General features: G+C 69.6%; 15 protein-coding genes and 1 pseudogene. 8 read left to right on the top strand and 8 right to left on the bottom strand.

What is annotated here, in order from left to right:
• Nucleotides 1–4: 4 nt before the first annotated feature.
• From OG735_RS09155 to OG735_RS09140, 4 genes and pseudogenes are all read left to right on the top strand, one after another.
• Nucleotides 5–334 (top strand): annotated as a pseudogene (locus OG735_RS09155) (type I glyceraldehyde-3-phosphate dehydrogenase); the annotation flags it as partial.
• Complete coding sequence (locus OG735_RS09150) at nucleotides 331–1,101, top strand: HAD family hydrolase (protein WP_327322635.1); 771 nt, start codon at nucleotides 331–333, stop codon at nucleotides 1,099–1,101. The pseudogene OG735_RS09155 and the gene OG735_RS09150, both read left to right, overlap by 4 nt.
• A 2-nt stretch (nucleotides 1,102–1,103) precedes the next feature.
• Entirely contained in the window at nucleotides 1,104–3,482 is a 2,379-nt protein-coding gene (locus OG735_RS09145) for a glycoside hydrolase family 65 protein (protein WP_327322634.1), read from the top strand.
• A gap of 231 nt (nucleotides 3,483–3,713) precedes the next feature.
• Nucleotides 3,714–4,643: a pyridoxamine 5'-phosphate oxidase family protein gene (locus OG735_RS09140; protein WP_327328251.1), complete on the top strand. Its 930-nt coding sequence runs from the start codon at nucleotides 3,714–3,716 to the stop codon at nucleotides 4,641–4,643.
• 176 nt (nucleotides 4,644–4,819) lie between these two features.
• Here the strand turns inward: OG735_RS09140 and OG735_RS09135 are convergent, their stop codons facing one another.
• Both OG735_RS09135 and OG735_RS09130 read right to left on the bottom strand, forming a co-directional pair.
• Nucleotides 4,820–5,818, bottom strand: coding sequence for a 2-hydroxyacid dehydrogenase (locus tag OG735_RS09135; RefSeq protein ID WP_327322633.1), 999 nt, complete (start codon nucleotides 5,816–5,818; stop codon nucleotides 4,820–4,822).
• 109 nt (nucleotides 5,819–5,927) lie between these two features.
• Nucleotides 5,928–6,800 carry a universal stress protein gene (locus tag OG735_RS09130; protein WP_327322632.1) on the bottom strand — a complete coding sequence of 291 codons (873 nt, stop codon included), beginning with the start codon at nucleotides 6,798–6,800 and terminating at the stop codon, nucleotides 5,928–5,930.
• 445 nt (nucleotides 6,801–7,245) lie between these two features.
• On the opposite strand from OG735_RS09130, the gene OG735_RS09125 reads away from it, so the two are divergent.
• The 4 genes from OG735_RS09125 (at nucleotide 7,246) to OG735_RS09115 (ending at nucleotide 10,022) form a co-directional block, all read left to right on the top strand.
• Nucleotides 7,246–8,160 carry a universal stress protein gene (locus OG735_RS09125; protein WP_327322631.1) on the top strand — a complete coding sequence of 305 codons (915 nt, stop codon included), beginning with the start codon at nucleotides 7,246–7,248 and terminating at the stop codon, nucleotides 8,158–8,160.
• A 50-nt stretch (nucleotides 8,161–8,210) separates the two neighbouring features.
• Nucleotides 8,211–8,792 carry an Rv1733c family protein gene (locus tag OG735_RS09120; RefSeq protein ID WP_327322630.1) on the top strand — a complete coding sequence of 194 codons (582 nt, stop codon included), beginning with the start codon at nucleotides 8,211–8,213 and terminating at the stop codon, nucleotides 8,790–8,792.
• Nucleotides 8,698–9,300, top strand: a complete 603-nt coding sequence (locus OG735_RS41875; protein ID WP_442812396.1) for an Hsp20/alpha crystallin family protein — start codon at nucleotides 8,698–8,700, stop codon at nucleotides 9,298–9,300. Before OG735_RS09120 ends, OG735_RS41875 begins: the two co-directional genes overlap by 95 nt.
• A 263-nt stretch (nucleotides 9,301–9,563) precedes the next feature.
• Nucleotides 9,564–10,022 carry a pyridoxamine 5'-phosphate oxidase family protein gene (locus OG735_RS09115; RefSeq protein WP_327322629.1) on the top strand — a complete coding sequence of 153 codons (459 nt, stop codon included), beginning with the start codon at nucleotides 9,564–9,566 and terminating at the stop codon, nucleotides 10,020–10,022.
• A 25-nt stretch (nucleotides 10,023–10,047) separates the two neighbouring features.
• Here OG735_RS09115 and OG735_RS09110 read toward each other — a convergent pair whose 3' ends face one another.
• The 6 genes from OG735_RS09110 to OG735_RS09085 form a co-directional block, all read right to left on the bottom strand.
• Nucleotides 10,048–11,763 (bottom strand): sensor histidine kinase, encoded by a 1,716-nt coding sequence (locus OG735_RS09110; protein ID WP_327322628.1) that lies wholly within the window; start codon nucleotides 11,761–11,763, stop codon nucleotides 10,048–10,050.
• A 56-nt stretch (nucleotides 11,764–11,819) separates the two neighbouring features.
• Nucleotides 11,820–12,083 (bottom strand): hypothetical protein, encoded by a 264-nt coding sequence (locus OG735_RS09105; protein WP_327322627.1) that lies wholly within the window; start codon nucleotides 12,081–12,083, stop codon nucleotides 11,820–11,822.
• Between the two features lie 262 nt (nucleotides 12,084–12,345).
• Entirely contained in the window at nucleotides 12,346–13,002 is a 657-nt protein-coding gene (locus OG735_RS09100; RefSeq protein ID WP_327322626.1) for a potassium channel family protein, read from the bottom strand.
• Complete coding sequence (locus tag OG735_RS09095; protein WP_327322625.1) at nucleotides 12,999–13,658, bottom strand: potassium channel family protein; 660 nt, start codon at nucleotides 13,656–13,658, stop codon at nucleotides 12,999–13,001. Before OG735_RS09095 ends, OG735_RS09100 begins: the two co-directional genes overlap by 4 nt.
• Nucleotides 13,655–16,351, bottom strand: a complete 2,697-nt coding sequence (locus OG735_RS09090; protein ID WP_442812592.1) for a cation-translocating P-type ATPase — start codon at nucleotides 16,349–16,351, stop codon at nucleotides 13,655–13,657. The genes OG735_RS09095 and OG735_RS09090 overlap by 4 nt, the downstream gene beginning before the upstream one ends.
• Nucleotides 16,352–16,519: 168 nt before the next feature.
• Nucleotides 16,520–17,509, bottom strand: coding sequence for an Acg family FMN-binding oxidoreductase (locus OG735_RS09085; RefSeq protein ID WP_327322623.1), 990 nt, complete (start codon nucleotides 17,507–17,509; stop codon nucleotides 16,520–16,522).
• Between the last annotated feature and the right edge of the window lie 2 nt (nucleotides 17,510–17,511).

The raw sequence follows: 17,511 nt of genomic DNA, 5'->3' as shown, positions 1-17,511 counted from the left end.
CATCAACGGCGCCCTGGAGGGCATCGCGGTCCGCGTCCCCGTCGAGGACGGCTCGCTCACCGACCTCGCGGTGCTGCTCCGGCGCGCGACCACGACAGAGGAGATCAACGCCGCCTTCACCGACGCCACCGAGGGTCCGTTGCGCGGCATCCTGTGCGTGTCCACCGCGCCGATCGTCTCCCGCGACGTCTTCGAACCCGCCTCCTGCGTCTTCGACCCCGCCTTGACCCAGGCAAACGGCGAGATGGCGAAGGTCTTCGGCCCGCACGACAATGAATGGGGCCACAGCAACCGGCTCCTCGAACTCGCCGCCCTGGTGGCCGACGACTCATGAACCCGACGCAGAACGGTACGGCCGCCGTGCCCCGCGCACTGCGGGGCACGGCGGCCGTGGTCCTCGACACCGACGGAGTGATCACCGACTCGGCGCGGGTGCACGCCGCCGCCTGGAAGACCGCCTTCGACGCCTTCCTGCGAGATCACCCGCCCGCCGATCCCGCCCAGCGGCGACCCTTCGACGTCCGGGAGGACTATCGGCGATACGTCGACGGCAAGTCGAGACTTGACGGTGCCGCAGCCTTCCTGGAATCCCGCGGGCTGCGGCTGCCCGACGCGGAAGTGCAGGAAGTCGCCGCAAGCAAGGAGCGACTGTTCACCACGCGGCTGCGTGAGCACGGCGTCGACGCCTACCCGGGCACGGTCCGGCTGCTGCACACCCTGCGCTCCGCCGGCGTACCCTTGGCCGCCGCCTCCGCCTCCCGGCATGCCCGCGAACTCCTCGAACACGCGGGAGTGCTGAGCCTCTTCGACGCTCTTGTGGACGGCGGCGAAGCGGTACGCCTGCACCTGCCCGGCAAACCCGACCCCGCCCTCTTCCTGGAGGCAGCCCGCCGCCTCGGCGCCTCCGCCTCCCGTACCGCCGTTGTCGAGGACGCCCTGGCCGGAGTCGAGGCCGGGCAGCGCGGCGGCTTCGGCCTGGTCATCGGCGTGGACCGGGCACGTACGCCGCAGAGCCGCGCTGAACTGCTGAAGCACGGCGCGGACATCGTGGTCCGCGACCTCGCGGAAATCCTCACCGACAGCGACCGCCCGGAGGGCTGACGATGCGCGACTGGACCTGGGAGTACGAAGGCTACGACCCGGCACAGGAACGCCTGCGCGAGTCCCTGTGTACGCTCGGCAACGGCTACTTCGCGACCCGTGGCGTGGCGCCCGAGTGCACGGCGGACTCCGTCCACTATCCGGGCACGTACGTGGCCGGCTGCTACAACCGGCTGACCTCGGACGTGGCGGGACGGCACGTCGAGAACGAGGACATGGCCAATCTGCCCAACTGGCTGCCGCTGCGTTTCCGTACGGGCTCCGGGAGTTGGTTCTCCCCTGACACCCACAAGCTCCTCGACCACCACCAGGCGCTGGACCTGCACGCAGGCACGCTGGAGCGCACGCTGCGGTACGAGGACGGGAGCGGCCGGCGCGTCGCGGTACGACAGCTGCGCCTGGTCCACATGGCCCACCCTCATCTTGCCTTGCTGCGCACCGAGTTCACTGCCGAGGGCTGGTCCGGGGAGATCGAGGTCGAGTCGGCGCTCGACGGAGCGATCGCCAACACCGGCGTCGAGCGCTACGGACAACTGGCCAGCCGTCATCTCACCCACGTTCACACGGGGACCTCCGCGTCGGACACCGTGTGGATGCGCTGCCGCACCAGTACCTCCGACATCCGGGTGGGCCTGGCCGCCCGCACCGTGGCTGACGTCCCGGCCCAGGCCACCACCCGCCACGAGGACCTGCGGGTTGCCCACGTCCTGCGCCTTCCCCTGGCCGCGGGCCGGACCGTCACCGTCGACAAGACGGCCGCCCTGCACACCTCCCGGGACCGGGCGATCAGCGATCCGCTGCACGCCGCCGTCGACCGGGTGGGCCGTGCCCCGGACTTCGATGCCTTGCTGGCCTCGCACCGCACGGCCTGGCAGCAGCTGTGGCGCACCGCCGAACTCGACGTGCCGAACAGCGCGGGCCCCATCTTGCGGCTCCACCTCTTCCACGTCCTGCAGACCCTGTCCCCGCACACCGCGGACCTGGACGTCGGTGTCCCGGCCCGCGGGCTGCACGGCGAGGCCTACCGAGGGCACGTCTTCTGGGACGAACTGTTCGTCCTGCCCTTTCTGAACCTGCACTTCCCCGAGGTCTCCCGGGCCCTGCTCAGCTACCGCCACCGGCGTCTGGAACGAGCCTGCTTCGCAGCCCGTGACGCGGGACGAGCCGGGGCCATGTACCCCTGGCAGAGCGGCAGCAACGGCCGCGAGGAGACTCAGCAGCTGCATCTCAATCCGCGCTCGGGGCGCTGGCTGCCCGACCACTCCCGACTCCAGCACCATGTCGGCTCGGCGATCGCGTACAACGTGTGGCAGTACTGCGAGGCGAGTGGCGACACGGAGTTCCTGCACACCAAGGGCGCCGAAATGCTGCTGCAGATCGCCCGGTTCTGGGCGGACGCGGCGGTGTACGACGAGACGCTGGGCCGCTACCGGATCTGCGGAGTCGTGGGCCCCGACGAGTATCACGACGCCTATCCCGGCGCGAAGGAGCCGGGCCTCGACGACAACACGTACACCAATGTCACCGCGGCATGGGTGCTCGCCCGCGCCCTCGACGTGCTGCACTCTCTCGCGGAACCGCGCCGCCGAGACTTGGCCGAGCGCATCGGGCTCGCCGACGGCGAGCCCGCCGCGTGGGAGGAGGTCTCCCGCAAGCTGCATGTCCCCTTCCATGCCGGGGTGATCAGCCAGTTCGAGGGCTATGGCGAGCTCGCTGAACTCGACTGGGACAGCTACCGGGACCGCTACGGCGACATCCGGCGCCTCGACCGGATTCTTGAGGCCGAGGGCGACACGGTCAACCGGTACCAGGCATCGAAGCAGGCCGACGTGCTGATGCTCGGATATCTCTTCTCACCGGCCGAGCTCCAGGGGCTCTTCCATCAGCTCGGCTACGAGGTGGACGACACCGTCTGGCAGCGGACCGTCGACTACTACCTGCGCCGCACCAGTCACGGCTCGACGCTCAGCAGCCTCGTGCACGGCTGGGTGCTGGCGAGAGTGCGGCGCGCGGAAGCCTGGACGTTCTGCCAGGAGGCACTGGCAGGAGACATCGCCGATCTGCAGGGTGGCACCACCGGCGAGGGCATTCACCTCGGCGCTATGGCCGGCACCCTAGATCTCGTGCAACGAGGACTGACCGGCCTGGAGACCCGGGGCGGCGCGCTGCGGCTCAACCCGGTGCCGCTGCCCGAGCTGTCGGAGTACGGCTTCGCGATCCGTTACCAGGGCCACTGGGGCGTACGGCTCCGGCTGCGCGCGGGGGAGCTGCAGATCACCGTGCCCGAATCCGACCGCTCCCCGATCGACATCGCCCTGCCGGACCGGACGGTCTCGGTGGCGCCCGGGGAATCCTGCACGCTCATCCTGCCCCAGGAGTAGCGCCAGGACACGGTGCGACAGCCCGCCGGACACAGTGCGTGACCGCGCGGCCTCGCAGCGGATGCATTGCTTCGGAGCGTAGACATCGGATGAGCTGCCCGGCGCCATTCGGGGGGCCCGGTCGGCCCGATGTAGGTCCGGTCGGCCCTTTCAGCAGGGCATGTCGCCTCATGCGTCGGCACGCTAGGGCGTGGCACGTTGGGTGCGATGAGCCGGAAGGCGGTGACGGTCATGCGAGCCCAACTCGGTGATCAACTCGTGGTGGAAAGCCCGACCACGGGCGTAACCAGACGGGACGGCGAGATCGTCGGACTCCACCACGAGGACGGCACGCCTCCCTACGACGTTCGCTGGTCGGATACCGAACGGATCACGCTGGTGTTCCCCGGGCCCGACGCGCATGTACAACACATCGAGCACGGGCCCAAAGCGCCCCGACACCTGTCCTTCCCGAGGACGGATGATTCAGGAGGGGAGGCGGTTGCCGTGTCCGACACGACTCCGTCACAACGAGCGCCCGACCCCGGCGACATCGGCCGGCGCGTGGCCCTCGAACGCAAGCGCCAGGGACTTACCCAGGCGGAAGCGGCTCGCCGCGCCGGAATGGCACCTGCGTACCTGAAGTATCTCGAAGAACGGCCGGCCGACCCGAGCCAGGCGACTCTCATCAGGCTGGCCGGCGCCCTGGGGACCAGGGTCGCCGACCTACGCGGAGCCGGTATCGATCTGCCGCCCGGCCAGGGACAGGCGCTCCTCCACCCCCGGCTGCAGGATCTGACCGCGGAGGAATGCCGCTCCCGGCTCTCCACACATGGCGTCGGGCGCGTCGCGGTATCCACGCCTGATGGCCCGGCGGTCATCCCGGTGAACTACGAGGTCATCGACGACGCGATCCTCTTCAGGACCGCCCCTGGCTCCACCCCGGCAGTGGCTGTGGGAACAGACGCCGCCTTCGAGGTGGACCATGTGGACGAGGCCATGAGCCGGGGCTGGAGCGTGCTCGCCGTTGGCCCCGCGCGGGCGGTTACCGAGCCCGACGACGTGCGCCGGCTGGCCGAGCGGGCGCACACCGAACCGTGGGCAGGGGGCAACCGCGAGCTGTGGGTGTCGATCCAGCCGACGCGCCTCACGGGACGCCGCATCACTCCATCCGATCCGTGAGTGTCCGCCGGGTGCCTCCCACGGCCACGATCCCCTGACGGCCGAAGAAACGGGCACGCATGTGGTGGCACGACAAGTAGGCTCCGGTGAGCGTGTGACGGGACGCTGTTGCCGTCCCGTTGCTGAACAACGCGCAGCCGTGGAGCTGCAGTTACTTTCAAGGCCAGGACCGTGGGCTACTCCTTGGGTCGGACGAGGACGTTGTCGCTGGTGCGTCCGGCGAGATAGTCCGCGACGTTTCGCACCGTAGTGTCGATGATCTGGCCGACCGCGTCCCTGGTGAAGTACGCCTGATGGGAGGTCACCAGGACGTTCCGGAAGGTCATTAGGCGGGCGAGGGTGTCGTCCGTCATCACCTCCAGGGAGTGGTCGACGAAGAACACACCGGCCTCTTCCTCGTAGACGTCCAGTCCCACCCCGTCGAGTCGGCCCTCGCGCAGCGCTGTCACCAGCGCGGCCGCGTCGATGAGCCCGCCGCGGCTGGTGTTGATCAGGATTGCGTCGCTTTTCATCCTTCCCAGGGCGTCCGCGTCCACGAGGTGGTGAGTCGCGGGCAGCAGGGGGACATGCAGGCTGATCAGGTCGGCTTCGCCGAACAGGCGCTCTTTGTCGACGTACTTCATGCCGAGTGCCAGGCAGTCGCTGTTCTCCTGCACGTCCCAGCCCAGCAGGCGCATTCCGAAACCGTGCGCGATGCGGCTGAACGCGGTGCCGATCTTTCCCGTCCCCATGACGCCGACGGTTCGGTCGTGGAAGTCCCTGCCCATCAGACCGTTGAGGCGAAAGTCGAACTCCCGGGTGCGCCCGACGGCGCGGACGGTACGGCGGTTGAGGGCCAGGGCGAGAGACCAGGCGAACTCGGCGACCGAGTAAGGGGAGTAGGAGGAGACTCGTGCCACGGTCAGGCCCAGCTCCCTGGCCCGGTCCAGATCGATGTTGTTGTAGCCGGTCGAGCGCTGGGCAATCATCCGGGTGCCGCCGTCGGCGAGGGCAGCGAGGACGTCCGCGTCCAGGACGTCATTGACGCTGCTGGAGACAACCTCGTATCCGCGGGCCGCCGGCGCGGTGTCCGGGTTGAGGAACAGTTCGAGACAGCGCACCGCGTGTTGGTCGGCGAACGCCTGCTCCAGCTGCGGGTGCTCATCGGCGAGCACCCCGAACGCGATGATGTCCATCCCTGTCCTCCTCGATTTCGGCGGATACGGCGGAGTCTGCCGTGCGTGGTGTCAAGCCGGCATGAACCGGCACTGCGCGGGGCCCCACGTTGCGGAGGCCGGCCGGCTCTCAATCGTGCGGAACTACCGCGACGGGGCAGGTCGCATGGTGGAGGGCGGCATGGGCGACGGACCCGATGCGCGTACCGACGGGTGAGCGGCGTACGCGGCGGCCGACCACAAGCAACCGCGCACGAGAGGCGGCCGACAGGAGCACCTGCCCCGCGCTCCCGATTTCGACATGCTCGATCACCGGCACGTCCGGAAACCGCTCGCGCCAGGGGGCGAGTGCCTGCTCCAGTGCCTTCTTCTCGAACGGTTCCAGCCCTCCTGCCTCGTCGGCCAGGCGCATCGAACCAGGGCTGTAGGCGAAGACGGGCGGCAGACTCCAGGCCCGCACCGCTCGCACGGTCGCCCCCCGTACCGCCGCGGCCTCGAAGGCGAATCCCAGCACCGCGTCGCTGTACTCCGCCCCGCCCTGCTGCCCCACGACGATCTCAGCGCCCTCCGGCTCGCCTGCGTCCCCTGTCTGAGCCCGGACCGAGACCACCGGACGCGTGGCGGCAGCGATCACTTGCTGACCGTACGAGCCGAGCATGAAGCCGACGAGGGCGCCGTGACCCCGTGATCCCAATACCAGCATCTCGGCCTGCTCGTCGGCGCCGAGCAGCGCGGCAACCGCGGTGTCGGGCACCACCTCGGCGGACACCGACAGGTCGGGATACCGGGCGGCCACATGCGTCTCGGCTTCCCGTACCACAGCGTTCGCCGATTGCGTCAGTGCCTCCCTGTCCTGGACCACGGGCACGTCGAGGGGCTGCCAGAGCCAGGCGTGCACGATCCGGAGCGGCAGCCCCCGAAGTGTCGCTTCGCGGGCTGCCCAGTCGGCCGCGGCCAAGCTCTCCGGGGAACCGTCCACTCCTACAGCGATTGCGCGGGCCATGAGGCTGCCTCCGTACCGGGTAGAGGGCACGGTCACCTGAACCGGCCCATGTCCCAGCATCACGGAACCGGGGCAGCCGGCCGAGAGCCGGTCGGCCCAACACTGGTACCCGTTCGGCTGCCACGGCTGAAGCGGCGACGGCTCCGATACGGACCGATGCCAGGGAGCACCGACAGCACGGTCCCGCACAGCAGAGTCCGTCGCCCAGTTCGATGGCTTCAAGGGCGCCGGGTGTGTTCGACGACGCCGTGGCGGTTGGCCGTCGCGGCCGCCCCAAGCTCGTTGCTGTCGCGGGCAGCACGGGCACCGGGGTGCGGCTCCTTTGCGCGGAGGGGGGACGTTTGGCCCCTGAGTCGGGCCTCAGCGGCCCTCCCGGCCTCGCGGACACCGTGGCAGCGTCAGTTGATGTCACCCCCGCCGACCGCGACACGAGGAGGAGGACACCATGGCCAACATTGCTTCCGCGCCGGGTACGGAGACACCCGGGCCCGTAGTGGTCGGCACGGACGGCTCGGCCCATGCGACGAAGGCCGTGCTCTGGGCCGCAGGCGAGGCCGAAGCCCGGAATCAGCCCCTCAACATCGTTCACGCGACCGATACTGAGGCCAGAGCACGGCACTTGTCCTCTGACGCCGTTCGGCTCGTCCACGACTCCGGCGGCGGCCTGCTGGACGAGGCGGCCGGCGAGGTGCGCGGTGCTTTCCCAGGCGTACCTGTGGCTATGACACTCAGCGAAGCAGGTGTTGCGGAATCCCTGCTGACGGCGGCCGGAGTCGACGGCACTATCGTCGTCGGCTCACGCGGGCTCGGCGGATTCTCAGCGCTGCTCCTGGGATCGGTGGGTCTGCGGGTCGCGGCGCGGGCGGAGGGCCCGTTGATCGTCGTGCGGGGCGATGCCGAGCTCGCCGCGACGGGGGTCGTGGTTGTCGGGGTACGGGACGACCGGGACCTCGACGCGCTCCGCTTCGCCGCGTGGACCGCCCAGCAGCGCAAGGCGTTGCTCCGTGTGCTGAGTGCGTGGATGTTCCTGCAGAACGTCGGGAGCATGGCGCCGATGTTCGACGACGCGAGTGAAATCGCTGAGGCGCAGCTCGCTGAGACATCTCGCATCGTCGCCCCAGTCCGCAAGGAGTTCCCGGACCTTGTGGTGACGGAGCACATCGTCCGGGCGGTATCCGCTGCAGGGGCGCTCGTGGAGGCGGCTGCGGACGCAGACCTGCTGGTGGTGGGCGCCCGCAGGCCAACGCATGCGATCGGTTCACGTCTGGGACCTGTCGCCCACGCGGTCCTGCACCACGCGCCCTGCCCAGTGGCTGTCGTGCCCCACCGGGACGCGACGCCTCGGGCGCACGAAGGCTGAACGGTCTGGCGTCACGGTCGTCCCCGCCCACCAGAGGGTGTGGAGTGAAGATGAGGAGCAACGGGCGTACAAGTACGAGGTTCTGGCGATGGCGGCGCAGCCCGCTCAGGCGCCGCAGCGACGTGGTCGAGGCCTGGATCGTGCTGGCCCTATGGGTGCTGGCGCTGGTCGGCGGAGCAGCGGTCACCCTCGCGGCGGGCTCGGCCGTCGTGCAGACCCATGAGCGGCATCGGGCGGAACGCTATGCCGTCCAGGCCGAGCTCACCGAGGCCGTGCCGGCCGCTATGCCCACGGCAGACGGTGTGAAGGCGCAAGTCCGGGCGCCGGTGCGCTGGAGGGACCGATACGGCGTGGTCCAAACCGCGACCGTGAGTGTCGAGGCAAGTGGCCCTGCCGGATCGGAGGCCGTGGTCTGGACGGACCGCTGGGGGACTCCGACCACGCCGCCGGTCACCGGCGCTAAGGTGGCGGCTCAGGCGTTTGCCGCCGGAGCATTGGCCCTCGGCGCCTGGGGCGGCCTGGTGGTGGCCGTCGGCTGTGCCGCGCGCGGGCGCCTTGACCGCTTCCGCATGGACCAGTGGGCGAAGGAGTGGGCCGAGGTCGGCCCGGCGTGGCGGCGCAGGACCACCTGATCCGCCCCAGACGGTCCCCGACGGGGCCGGTCGGCCCTGGAGTACGAACGGGGAGCGGGGGGCTGGAAGCGACGGGAGGCCGACCCGAGGGAGGTGTGATGAGTGCAATGATCGAACGGCCGCCTGGCCACCACTTCTGCCGGACCCGTTCGGGTGGGTCGAGGGCGGAGTTCCGGGTCTGCACCAAATCCCCGGACGGCACAGCATCCGCATTGAGGAGAGCCTATCGGGCGGTACGTACGTCTCGCGGGCTGAGCTCCCGGGCATCGCCCCCGACAGCGACATCGAGATCAGTGTCGCGGAGGGTGTGCTGACGCTGCGCGCAGCGACGAGACGACCGAGAAAGCACCACACAGAATCCGCTACGGCACTTTCGCCCGCTCGGTCAGGCTGCCCGCCGGAGCGCGCGGCGACGATGCGACTTGCCGACCTCGAGGACGGCGTGCTCACCATCCCGGTACCGGTACCGAAGTCGGGTACCAGGACCATCCCCGTGCGGCACGGCTGAGGGCCGACGGCCCGTGCCGCATCTCGCGCCCGCGCGCCTTGGTTACCGAAGCACGCGGGCGCTTCTATCCGTGAACATTGCTGCTCACACCGCCCGGCGCGGGCCGTTCGCCCCGCCTGCCAGGGACTCTCGGCCCATTCCCAAGCACCGGCCGACGCCGGACCGTTGGGTGCATACAACCGCAGTTCCGGGCAAAGGGAGGTATCGACGAGACCTTGCGTGCCCTACCTCAATCCGGGCAGACCGCCCCAAGGATGGACGCCATGCACCACCACGACGGCTTCCGAGAGCTCGACCGGCAGGAGTGCCTGCGTCTGCTGGGGCAGGTGTCGATCGGCCGCATCGTCTACACCGACCAGGCCCTGCCTGCGGTCCTGCCAGTGAACTTCTCCCTGGACCACGACTTTTCCGTGCTGCTGCGAACTTCGGCGGCCTCCCGCGTGGCCCGCGCCGTGGGCCAGGCCGTGGTGGCGTTCGAGGTGGACCGGTTCGACGAGGCGGCCGGCACCGGGTGGAGTGTCGTCGTCATGGGCCCGGCGAACCAGGTCACTGACCCGGGGGAGCGCGAACGGCTGCTGCGGACCGGACCGCGCTCGTGGGTGCCGGTGCCGGACGGAGTATTCATCCGGATCCGTCCCGAGCTGGTGACCGGACGTGTTGTGGACCGCAATGAATTCCGTTCGGACACGCGCGTGTCGCACGAGCAGCAGTCCGCCCCGTGATCCCGGTTGGACCTGGGAGTGGGACTCAGGGGGTGCCTACGGGTACGCGCCAGACCAGCGAGGTTCCGCCACCGGACGGGCAGCTCAACTCCAGCTTGCCGCCCAGCTGCTGTGCCCGCTCGGAGATGTTGGCCAGGCCGCTGCGGCGCCCGTCGGGAGGGAGTCCCACACCATTGTCGGAGACCGTCAGCACCACTTCTCGTCCGTCCGTCTCCAGTGCCACGTCAGTCCGGGTGGCGTGCGCATGGCGGCAGACATTGGTCAGAGCCTCCGAGAGAACCGCCACCAGGTGGTCGGCAATTTCCCGAGGCACGTCGGTGTCCAGCAGCCCCTCCATCCGGAGGCTCGGCGCGAAGCCCAGCACCGGAGCCGCTTCTCCGACGGTCCGCACAGCGCGTGCCCGCAGGCCCTGCCCGGCCCCCGCCTCGCGTGAGCGCAGTCCGAAGATGGTCGTGCGGATGATCTTGATGGTCTCGTCCAGGTCGTCAACCGCGCGCAGCACACGCTCCGAAGCCGGGGAGTCCTCGATCAGACGCCCCGCGCTCTGGAGTGTCATGCCGGTCGCGAAGAGCCGTTGGATCGCCAGGTCGTGCAGGTCACGGGCGATCCGGTCGCGGTCCTCCAGCAAGGCGATCTGCTCCGCGTCGCTGCGTCGCTCCGCCAGCTCCATCGCCACCGCCGCCTGACCGGCGAAACTCCGCAGCGGGTCGGTCTCCTCGTCCGCGAAGACCGTCGCGCCCGCCTCGCGGGCCAGCAGCAGCACCCCTCGTACCCCGTCCGCGGTGCCAATGGGCACAGCCACCGCGGGCCCCAGCCCGGCGAACCGCGGCGGCCCGGCCGAAACGCGCTCGTCGTGGGTGACATCCGCGCTCGTTACCGGCGCGCCCGCGGTGAAAGCGGCGCCGCTCAGGCTTCCCTCCACCGGCAGCACCAGCCCACGGTGAGCGTCCGCGTTCGGCCCGATCGCCAGCTCGATCGCCAGCGTGCCGGTGTCGGGCATCGGCAGCGCCACCACGGCCAGTTCGGCGCCCGCGATCTCCTTGGCCCGTTCGGCGATCAGAGTGAGAACCTCGCTGCGGGGGCTGCCCGACATAAGGCTGTGCGTGATGTCCGCGTTCGCGCGCAGCCAGCGCTCGCGCAGCTTGACCTCCTCGTACAGCCGGGCGTTGTCGATCGCCACCCCGGCGGCGACAGCCAAGGTGGACAGCACGGACTCGTCCTCATCGTCGAACTGAGCCCCGCCCCGCTTCTCAGTCAGATAGAGATTGCCGAAGACGTGGTCGCGCACCCGGATCGGGACGCCGAGGAAGGTTTTCATCGGCGGGTGATGGGACGGGAAACCGTACGACGAAGGGTGCTCGGAGATCTTCGGCAGCCGCAGCGGCCGGGGATTCCTGATCAGCTCGCCGAGGATGCCGTGCCCGGAGGGGTACGGGCCAATCACGGCGATCTCCTCGTCGCTGACCCCGACCGTCAGGAACTGCGAGAGAGACGTCCCGCTCGGCGCGATCACACCCAGCGCGGCGTAGTCGGCGTCGACCAGCACCGCCGCCGCCTCGACGATGCTGTGCAGCACCTGCTCCAGGTCCAGCTCCCGCCCGACCGACAGCACGGCCTCCAACAGGCTGTGCACCCGGTCCCGGGTGCCACGCGCCGCGTCCAGGCGGGCCTGCAGCTCCTCCAACAGCTCGTCCAGCCTCAGCTGCGGCAGCCGTACGCGGCCGTCCTCCGAGCTTGCCACCGCTGCTCCCTCCAGGTGTGCCTCGACGGGCCGACGGCTGACTCTGGCGACATGGCCTACCGTACCGGGCCAGTTGGCGCGGCGGCATGAGGAGCTGTGGTTCGGCTGCTGGGTGACCGGTCGGGCGTCTCGTCGGGCACGCCCTCGCGCCGGAGAGCGGCGAGCTCAGGGAGGACCACTTCTGTGCGGTCGAGGGCGAAAGCCGGGATGACGACGATGCCTCCTCGGTCGAGCGTCCGGGTCAGCACCGAGATGAAGCGTTCCCTGCCGGCCGCGTCGTCGTGCCGGCGATCGCCATACGTCCACTCCACAAGCAGCACGTCTGCCCCGGAGAACGGCTCGGCGGGGCGCAACAGGGGGTGTGCCCGGGCCGTCCCAGGTCGCCGCTGACAGCAAGAGTGTGTCCGTCCTCGAGAGTGAAATGCGCCCAGGCCGAGCCCAGGATGCTGTCGGCATGGTGCAGCGTCAGCGTGGTGCCCGCGATGATCTCCGTCTCGCTGTTCAGCGGTACCGAATCGAACATCTTGACGACGCGTGTCCCAGCGCAGGGTCATTGGGACCGTTTCGACCCACTGGGCGTACTCACTGGAACGCCGAGTGGATCTCCTGCTCGGTGGCGCTGTGCGAGACGAGGAGCAACTCGTCACCGGGCTGGAGGCGGACAGCCGGTCCGGGCACGGTCGGTCGGCCGTCCCGTATGACGGTGGCGACGACGGTTCCGTCGGGCAGAGGGATGTCCGAGAGGGGTTTGCCGACTGCGCGAGAGTGCGTGGTGATCACGGTTTCGATGATGTCGACGCCCGCCTTGCTGAGGCGCAGCAGTGCCACGGTATCGGTGGCACCGGTTGCCTCCTCGATGAGGGAGATCAGCGGAGTGGCAGCAGGGACGGCGATGTCGACACCCCAGCGCTGGTCGAACAGCCAGGCGTTCTCAGCATCGTTGATGCGGGCAACGACACGTGGCGCGGCACACTGCCGTTTGGTAAGCAGGCTGATGACGAGGTTGTCCTCGTCCTTTCCGGTGGCAGCGATGACGAGGTCGGCTGTGTGGGCGCCGGCCTGCTCCAGGTATGCCGGTTCGCAGGCGTCCCCCAGGATGAGGCGTACGGCGAGCTGTCCCTGAAGCGCATCGACGCGGTCGGCGTCCGCCTCCACCACAGTGACGTCGTTGCCGGCGGCGGCGAGCACCTGGGCGATCTGGGTGCCCAGTCGGCCGGCTCCGGCGATCAGGGCCTTCATGTCCCCAGCTCCTTGTCGAGAAAGCCGCGCAGACGGCCGAGGGCGGTGGCGGCGACGGCGAAGGTGACGAGATCTCCGGGCTCGGCTGCCGTGCCGTGAGCGGGCACCAGCGAGCGGCCCGCTCTGGTCACTTCCACGACACGGATCTCACGGTCGACGTCGAACTCGGCGAGTCGGCGGCCGGTGAGGTAGGCCGGGATCTGCGAGCGGACCAGGAGAGTTTCGCCGTTGCCGAAGGTGAGTTCCGGCGTGAGATGGCGGTGCAGCAGCATCTGATGGATCTGGTTCACGGTCCAGCGGACGCTGGCGATGGTGGGGATGCCTAGCTCCCGATAGATGTCGGCGCGCCGTGGGTCGTAGATGCGGGCGAGGACGATGGGTACTCGGTACGTCTCCTTGGCGATCCTCGCGGTGACGATGTTGCTGTTGTCCCCGGAGGTGACGGCGACGAGCGCGTCGGCGTGCTCGATACCCGCCCGCTCCAGGACGGTCCGGCTGAATCCGTTCCCTTCGAGGAACTGGCCGGGGAACCCTGCGGGCAGCCGCCGACGACTGCCCTGCGCGCGGTCGATGAGACGCACGTCGTGGCCTTCCGCTGCGAGCTGGGTGGCCAGAGCAGATCCCACTCGTCCGCAGCCCGCGATGATGATTCTCATCGCTCTCCTCCCTTGTCTCGTGCGGTGCGGTGGCGCAGCCAGGCCTTGCGGGCTTCCTCTGAGGCGAGCAGCACGACTCCGAGCCCGGCGAGGACGGCCCAGTCGGTGACGGTGAGCGGGGCCGTGTTGAACACCTCCTGGAGTGGGGGCAGATAGCTGATGGCTGCCATCAGGCCGATCGCGAAGCATCCGGCTGCCAGCAGCCACAGGTTGCTCAGCAGACCGGCGCGGAAGACGCTCTCGCGTTCAGTGCGCACCGCCAGCGCATTGAAGAACTGGCTGACCACGATCCCGGCCTGCACCAGAGTGATCGCCTCCCTATAGGCGACGCTGTCCTCGGTGAAGTCGGCATAGGGGATACCGGAAGCGTTGATGTGCCAGAAGAACACCGCGCAGACCCCGGCTGCCTGGATTCCGCCCAGGAAGAGGATGCGGCCCATCACCGCGGGAGAGAACAGCCGTTCGTCCCGTGAGCGCGGCGGACGGTCCATCACATCGTCCTCCGGGCGCTCGGCGCCGAGCGCGAGAGCGGGCAGGACGTCCGAGCCGAGGTCGATCGCGAGGATCTGTACGGCACTGATCGGGACCAGGGGAAAACCGGCGAAGGTCGCGGCGAGGATGGGGACGAGTTCTCCGATGTTGTGGCTGAAGAGGTAGACCAGAAACTTCCTGATGTTCTGGTAGACGGAACGGCCGAGTCGTACCGCTGTGGCGATGGACGCGAACGAGTCGTCGAGAAGCACCATGACGGCGGCTTCCCGGGCCACGTCCGTCCCGGACGCGCCCATGGCCACCCCGATGTCGGCGTGCTTCAGGGCCGGGGCGTCATTGGCGCCGTCGCCCGTGACAGCGACCACCTCGTGACGCCGCTGGAAGGCGGTGACCACACGCATCTTGTGCTCGGGGCTGACCCGGCACAGCAACAGCTCGCCCTGGCCGGCCAGCAGCTCGTCGAGGGCGTCGTCGTCCAACTCGTTCAGCCGGGCACCGGTCATGACCGTCGGATCAGCACGCCGCACGATTCCCACACGGCGGGCCACCGCCTCAGCGGTCAGCGGATGGTCCCCGGTCACCATCACGACCCGGATACCGGCCCGATGGCAGGCGGTAACCGCCTCCCGTACCTCGGGCCTCGGCGGGTCCAGCATGCCGACGAGCCCCAGGAAGGTCAGCCCCGACTCGACACACTCCCGGTCGGGATGCGGGCCTGAGAGTTCCCGCCGGGCGGCGGCCAGGACCCGCAGTCCCTGCTTGGCCAGCGCGTCATTGACATCCATCACCTCCGCACGCAGCGCGTCGGTCAACGCGATCACTTCGCTCTGCCGGTCGATCGCCGTGCACCGTTCGAGCAGCTCCTGGGGAGCCCCCTTCACACAGGCGTGGTAACCGTCGGCCCCGGAGTGCACCGTGCTCATCAACTTGCGTACGGCGTCGAAGGGATGCTCGCCGACGCGCGGAGCGGCCGCTTCTGCGGCGGCCCGATCGAGTCCGGCCTTGGCGGCGGCGACGAGCAGCGCACCCTCGGTGGTGTCCCCGAGCACGTGCCATCGACCGCCCTCGGAAGGCGGCACCAGACGAGCGTTGCTGCACAGCGCCGCGGTCCGCAGGACTGCGCGAACCGGTTCGGGGTCTGCGACCTCACCGGCCGGCTCGTAACCCACCCCGGACACGGCGTGCATCACGCCTCCGGCCCAGACCTGGACGACAGTCATCTCCGCCTGCGTCAGTGTCCCGGTCTTGTCCGTGCACACCACTGTTGTCGAGCCCAGAGCCTCGACGGCGAGCAATTGCTTCACCAACGCATGGCGGCGGGCCATACGCCGGACGCCGATCGCGAGGGACACGGAGAGCGTGGCGGGCAGCCCTTCGGGGACAAGCGCGACCATCACGCCGAGCGCGAAAACGAACGCCGACACGAGGTCCTGTCCTGCGGGCAGCCGCACGGCGAACAGGAGTGATCCCACGGCCAGTGCCGTACCCGCCACCCGTCGCGCCATCGAGGCGACCTGGCGCTGCAGTGGGGTCTTCTGTCGCGGTGCGGCGGCCGTGAGCTGGAAGATCCGCCCGAACTCGGTCGAACGGCCGGTGGCGAAGACCACGGCCTTTGCGGTTCCCGCCACGACGTCGGTGCCCATGAAGACACAGTTGCGCGCCTCCAGGACCGGGCCCTGGCGCTCGGGCTCGTGGCTTCGGCCGACGGCGTCGCTCTCACCGGTGATCGCGGCGTTGTTCACGGTGATGTCGTGCGCCTCCACCAGGCGGCAGTCGGCGGAGACCGCATCCCCGGCCTCGAGAAGCACCACGTCCCCGTGCACCAGCTCCCGCGCGGACAGTTCCCGCAGCACGGCGTCGCGCAGCACCCGGCACGTGTGCGGCACCATCGCCTGCAGCGACTCCGCCGTCCGCTCGGCCGAGTACTCCTGGGTGAACCCGATGGACGCGTTCAGTACCACCACGCCCAGGATCGCCACGGCGAGTTGCAGGGTGCCGACGTCCCGTGGCTCCTGGAGTGCGTATGCGAGGAATGTGATCGCTGAAGCGATGAGCAGGACTACCGCGAAGAGGTCCGTGAACTGGGCTGCCAATTGCCGCCACATGGCGGGGTGCGCTGCGCGCGGGAGTTCATTGGACCCGAACTGCCGGAGCCTGGCGTCGGCCGCGGCGGTCGTCAGTCCACGGGGCGAGGTGTCCAGTGCGGAGTACACACCGGTGGGCGACAGCGTCCGTATGGCGAGGCCGTCGGCATCTGCCGCCGCAGCTTTCCCGCCGGAGCCGTCGGGAGTCAGTACATCCGTCGGGGCGGCCACTACCGCGTCCCTGCAGCGCGCCGCCCCGGGCGGCGGGCCGGGCACTGGTACGGGTCACGTGATGTCGAGGACATCGCTCACCGACCGGCGCGGGGTCGCGGGACCTTCGGGGCCGTATCCGAGGCGGATCACCATCTGTACGTGACCCATCGCCGACCCCGGGTCGCGTACGGCCCACCGCAGTTCCGGCCATTCGAGGGCCTGCGACGTCAGGGACGTGACCAGGCCGTCCAGGGTGGCCTGGAGCAGAACTCGCTCCATCGCCTGACCCGCTCGCAGCCAGTCCTCCGGCCGGTCGCCGGCCGTACCGAGCAGCGCGAGGCGGGGCTGCTTTTCGAAGGTGGCCGAGCCACGACCGGGAACGGGATGCCGGCCGGCGAAGTCCCGCACGGGAGCGGTGACATCGTGCTGACGGGGGCCGAAGGCATACGCGGGGATTCCCTCCCGCCGCGAAGCGTCGCCCTTGGCGCCCGTGCCGGTCCAGCGAGCCAGCTCATCCCGCACTTCGGGGTGGAGCGCTTCGCGGCCCTCGGCGTCGTGCACCAGGTTCAGCACGGACTTCACATGCCATGCGTCGGGAACGTACAGCCGGGCGCCTTCGAGCAGGGCGGCGCCGCGCAGCCCGTCCAGGATGTCGTCCGGGATTTCCTCGTCGGTGAAGGGGTGGCGGCTGGTGTGCCGTTGGCGGACAGCGGGGTGGAGTAGGGCGAGATCGTGCTCAGGGCCCGCGGGTTCGGCAAGGTTCACCTCGGCGAGCAGCCACGGATCGGCGGGGTCGGGGAGCAGTGTGGTGACCGGTTCCCGGCCGGCGTGCACGGCGGCGACCCGCAGGTTGAACAGCGCGGCGGCACAGCCGAGATGGACGGCACGGTGCGTTGGGTCCGACTTGGGCATCGTGCGCTCCGGATCGGCGCGCAGCTGCATCGTTCCGGTGCTGCTCAGGTACCGGAACTTCCAGGGTTGTGCGTTGTGCATGGACGGGGCTGCCGTGGCCTCCTCGACGAGGGCTGTCACGATGGTCGAGTCGAGCGGTGGTGAGGGCACTT

Origin of the sequence: Streptomyces sp. NBC_01210, assembly GCF_036010325.1 — a bacterium.
Classification (GTDB): domain Bacteria; phylum Actinomycetota; class Actinomycetes; order Streptomycetales; family Streptomycetaceae; genus Streptomyces.
This window is presented reverse-complemented; position numbering and strand designations above follow the sequence as displayed.

Coding starts and splice junctions, on each gene's coding strand:
- OG735_RS09100 (WP_327322626.1), bottom strand. CDS start 13,002: ATGAAGGCCCTGATCGCCGGAGCCGGCCGACTGGGCACCCAGATCGCC.
- OG735_RS09135 (WP_327322633.1), bottom strand. CDS start 5,818: ATGGACATCATCGCGTTCGGGGTGCTCGCCGATGAGCACCCGCAGCTG.
- OG735_RS09140 (WP_327328251.1), top strand. CDS start 3,714: ATGCGAGCCCAACTCGGTGATCAACTCGTGGTGGAAAGCCCGACCACG.
- OG735_RS09095 (WP_327322625.1), bottom strand. CDS start 13,658: ATGAGAATCATCATCGCGGGCTGCGGACGAGTGGGATCTGCTCTGGCC.
- OG735_RS09145 (WP_327322634.1), top strand. CDS start 1,104: ATGCGCGACTGGACCTGGGAGTACGAAGGCTACGACCCGGCACAGGAA.
- OG735_RS09115 (WP_327322629.1), top strand. CDS start 9,564: ATGCACCACCACGACGGCTTCCGAGAGCTCGACCGGCAGGAGTGCCTG.
- OG735_RS09125 (WP_327322631.1), top strand. CDS start 7,246: ATGGCCAACATTGCTTCCGCGCCGGGTACGGAGACACCCGGGCCCGTA.
- OG735_RS09120 (WP_327322630.1), top strand. CDS start 8,211: ATGAGGAGCAACGGGCGTACAAGTACGAGGTTCTGGCGATGGCGGCGC.
- OG735_RS09130 (WP_327322632.1), bottom strand. CDS start 6,800: ATGGCCCGCGCAATCGCTGTAGGAGTGGACGGTTCCCCGGAGAGCTTG.
- OG735_RS09150 (WP_327322635.1), top strand. CDS start 331: ATGAACCCGACGCAGAACGGTACGGCCGCCGTGCCCCGCGCACTGCGG.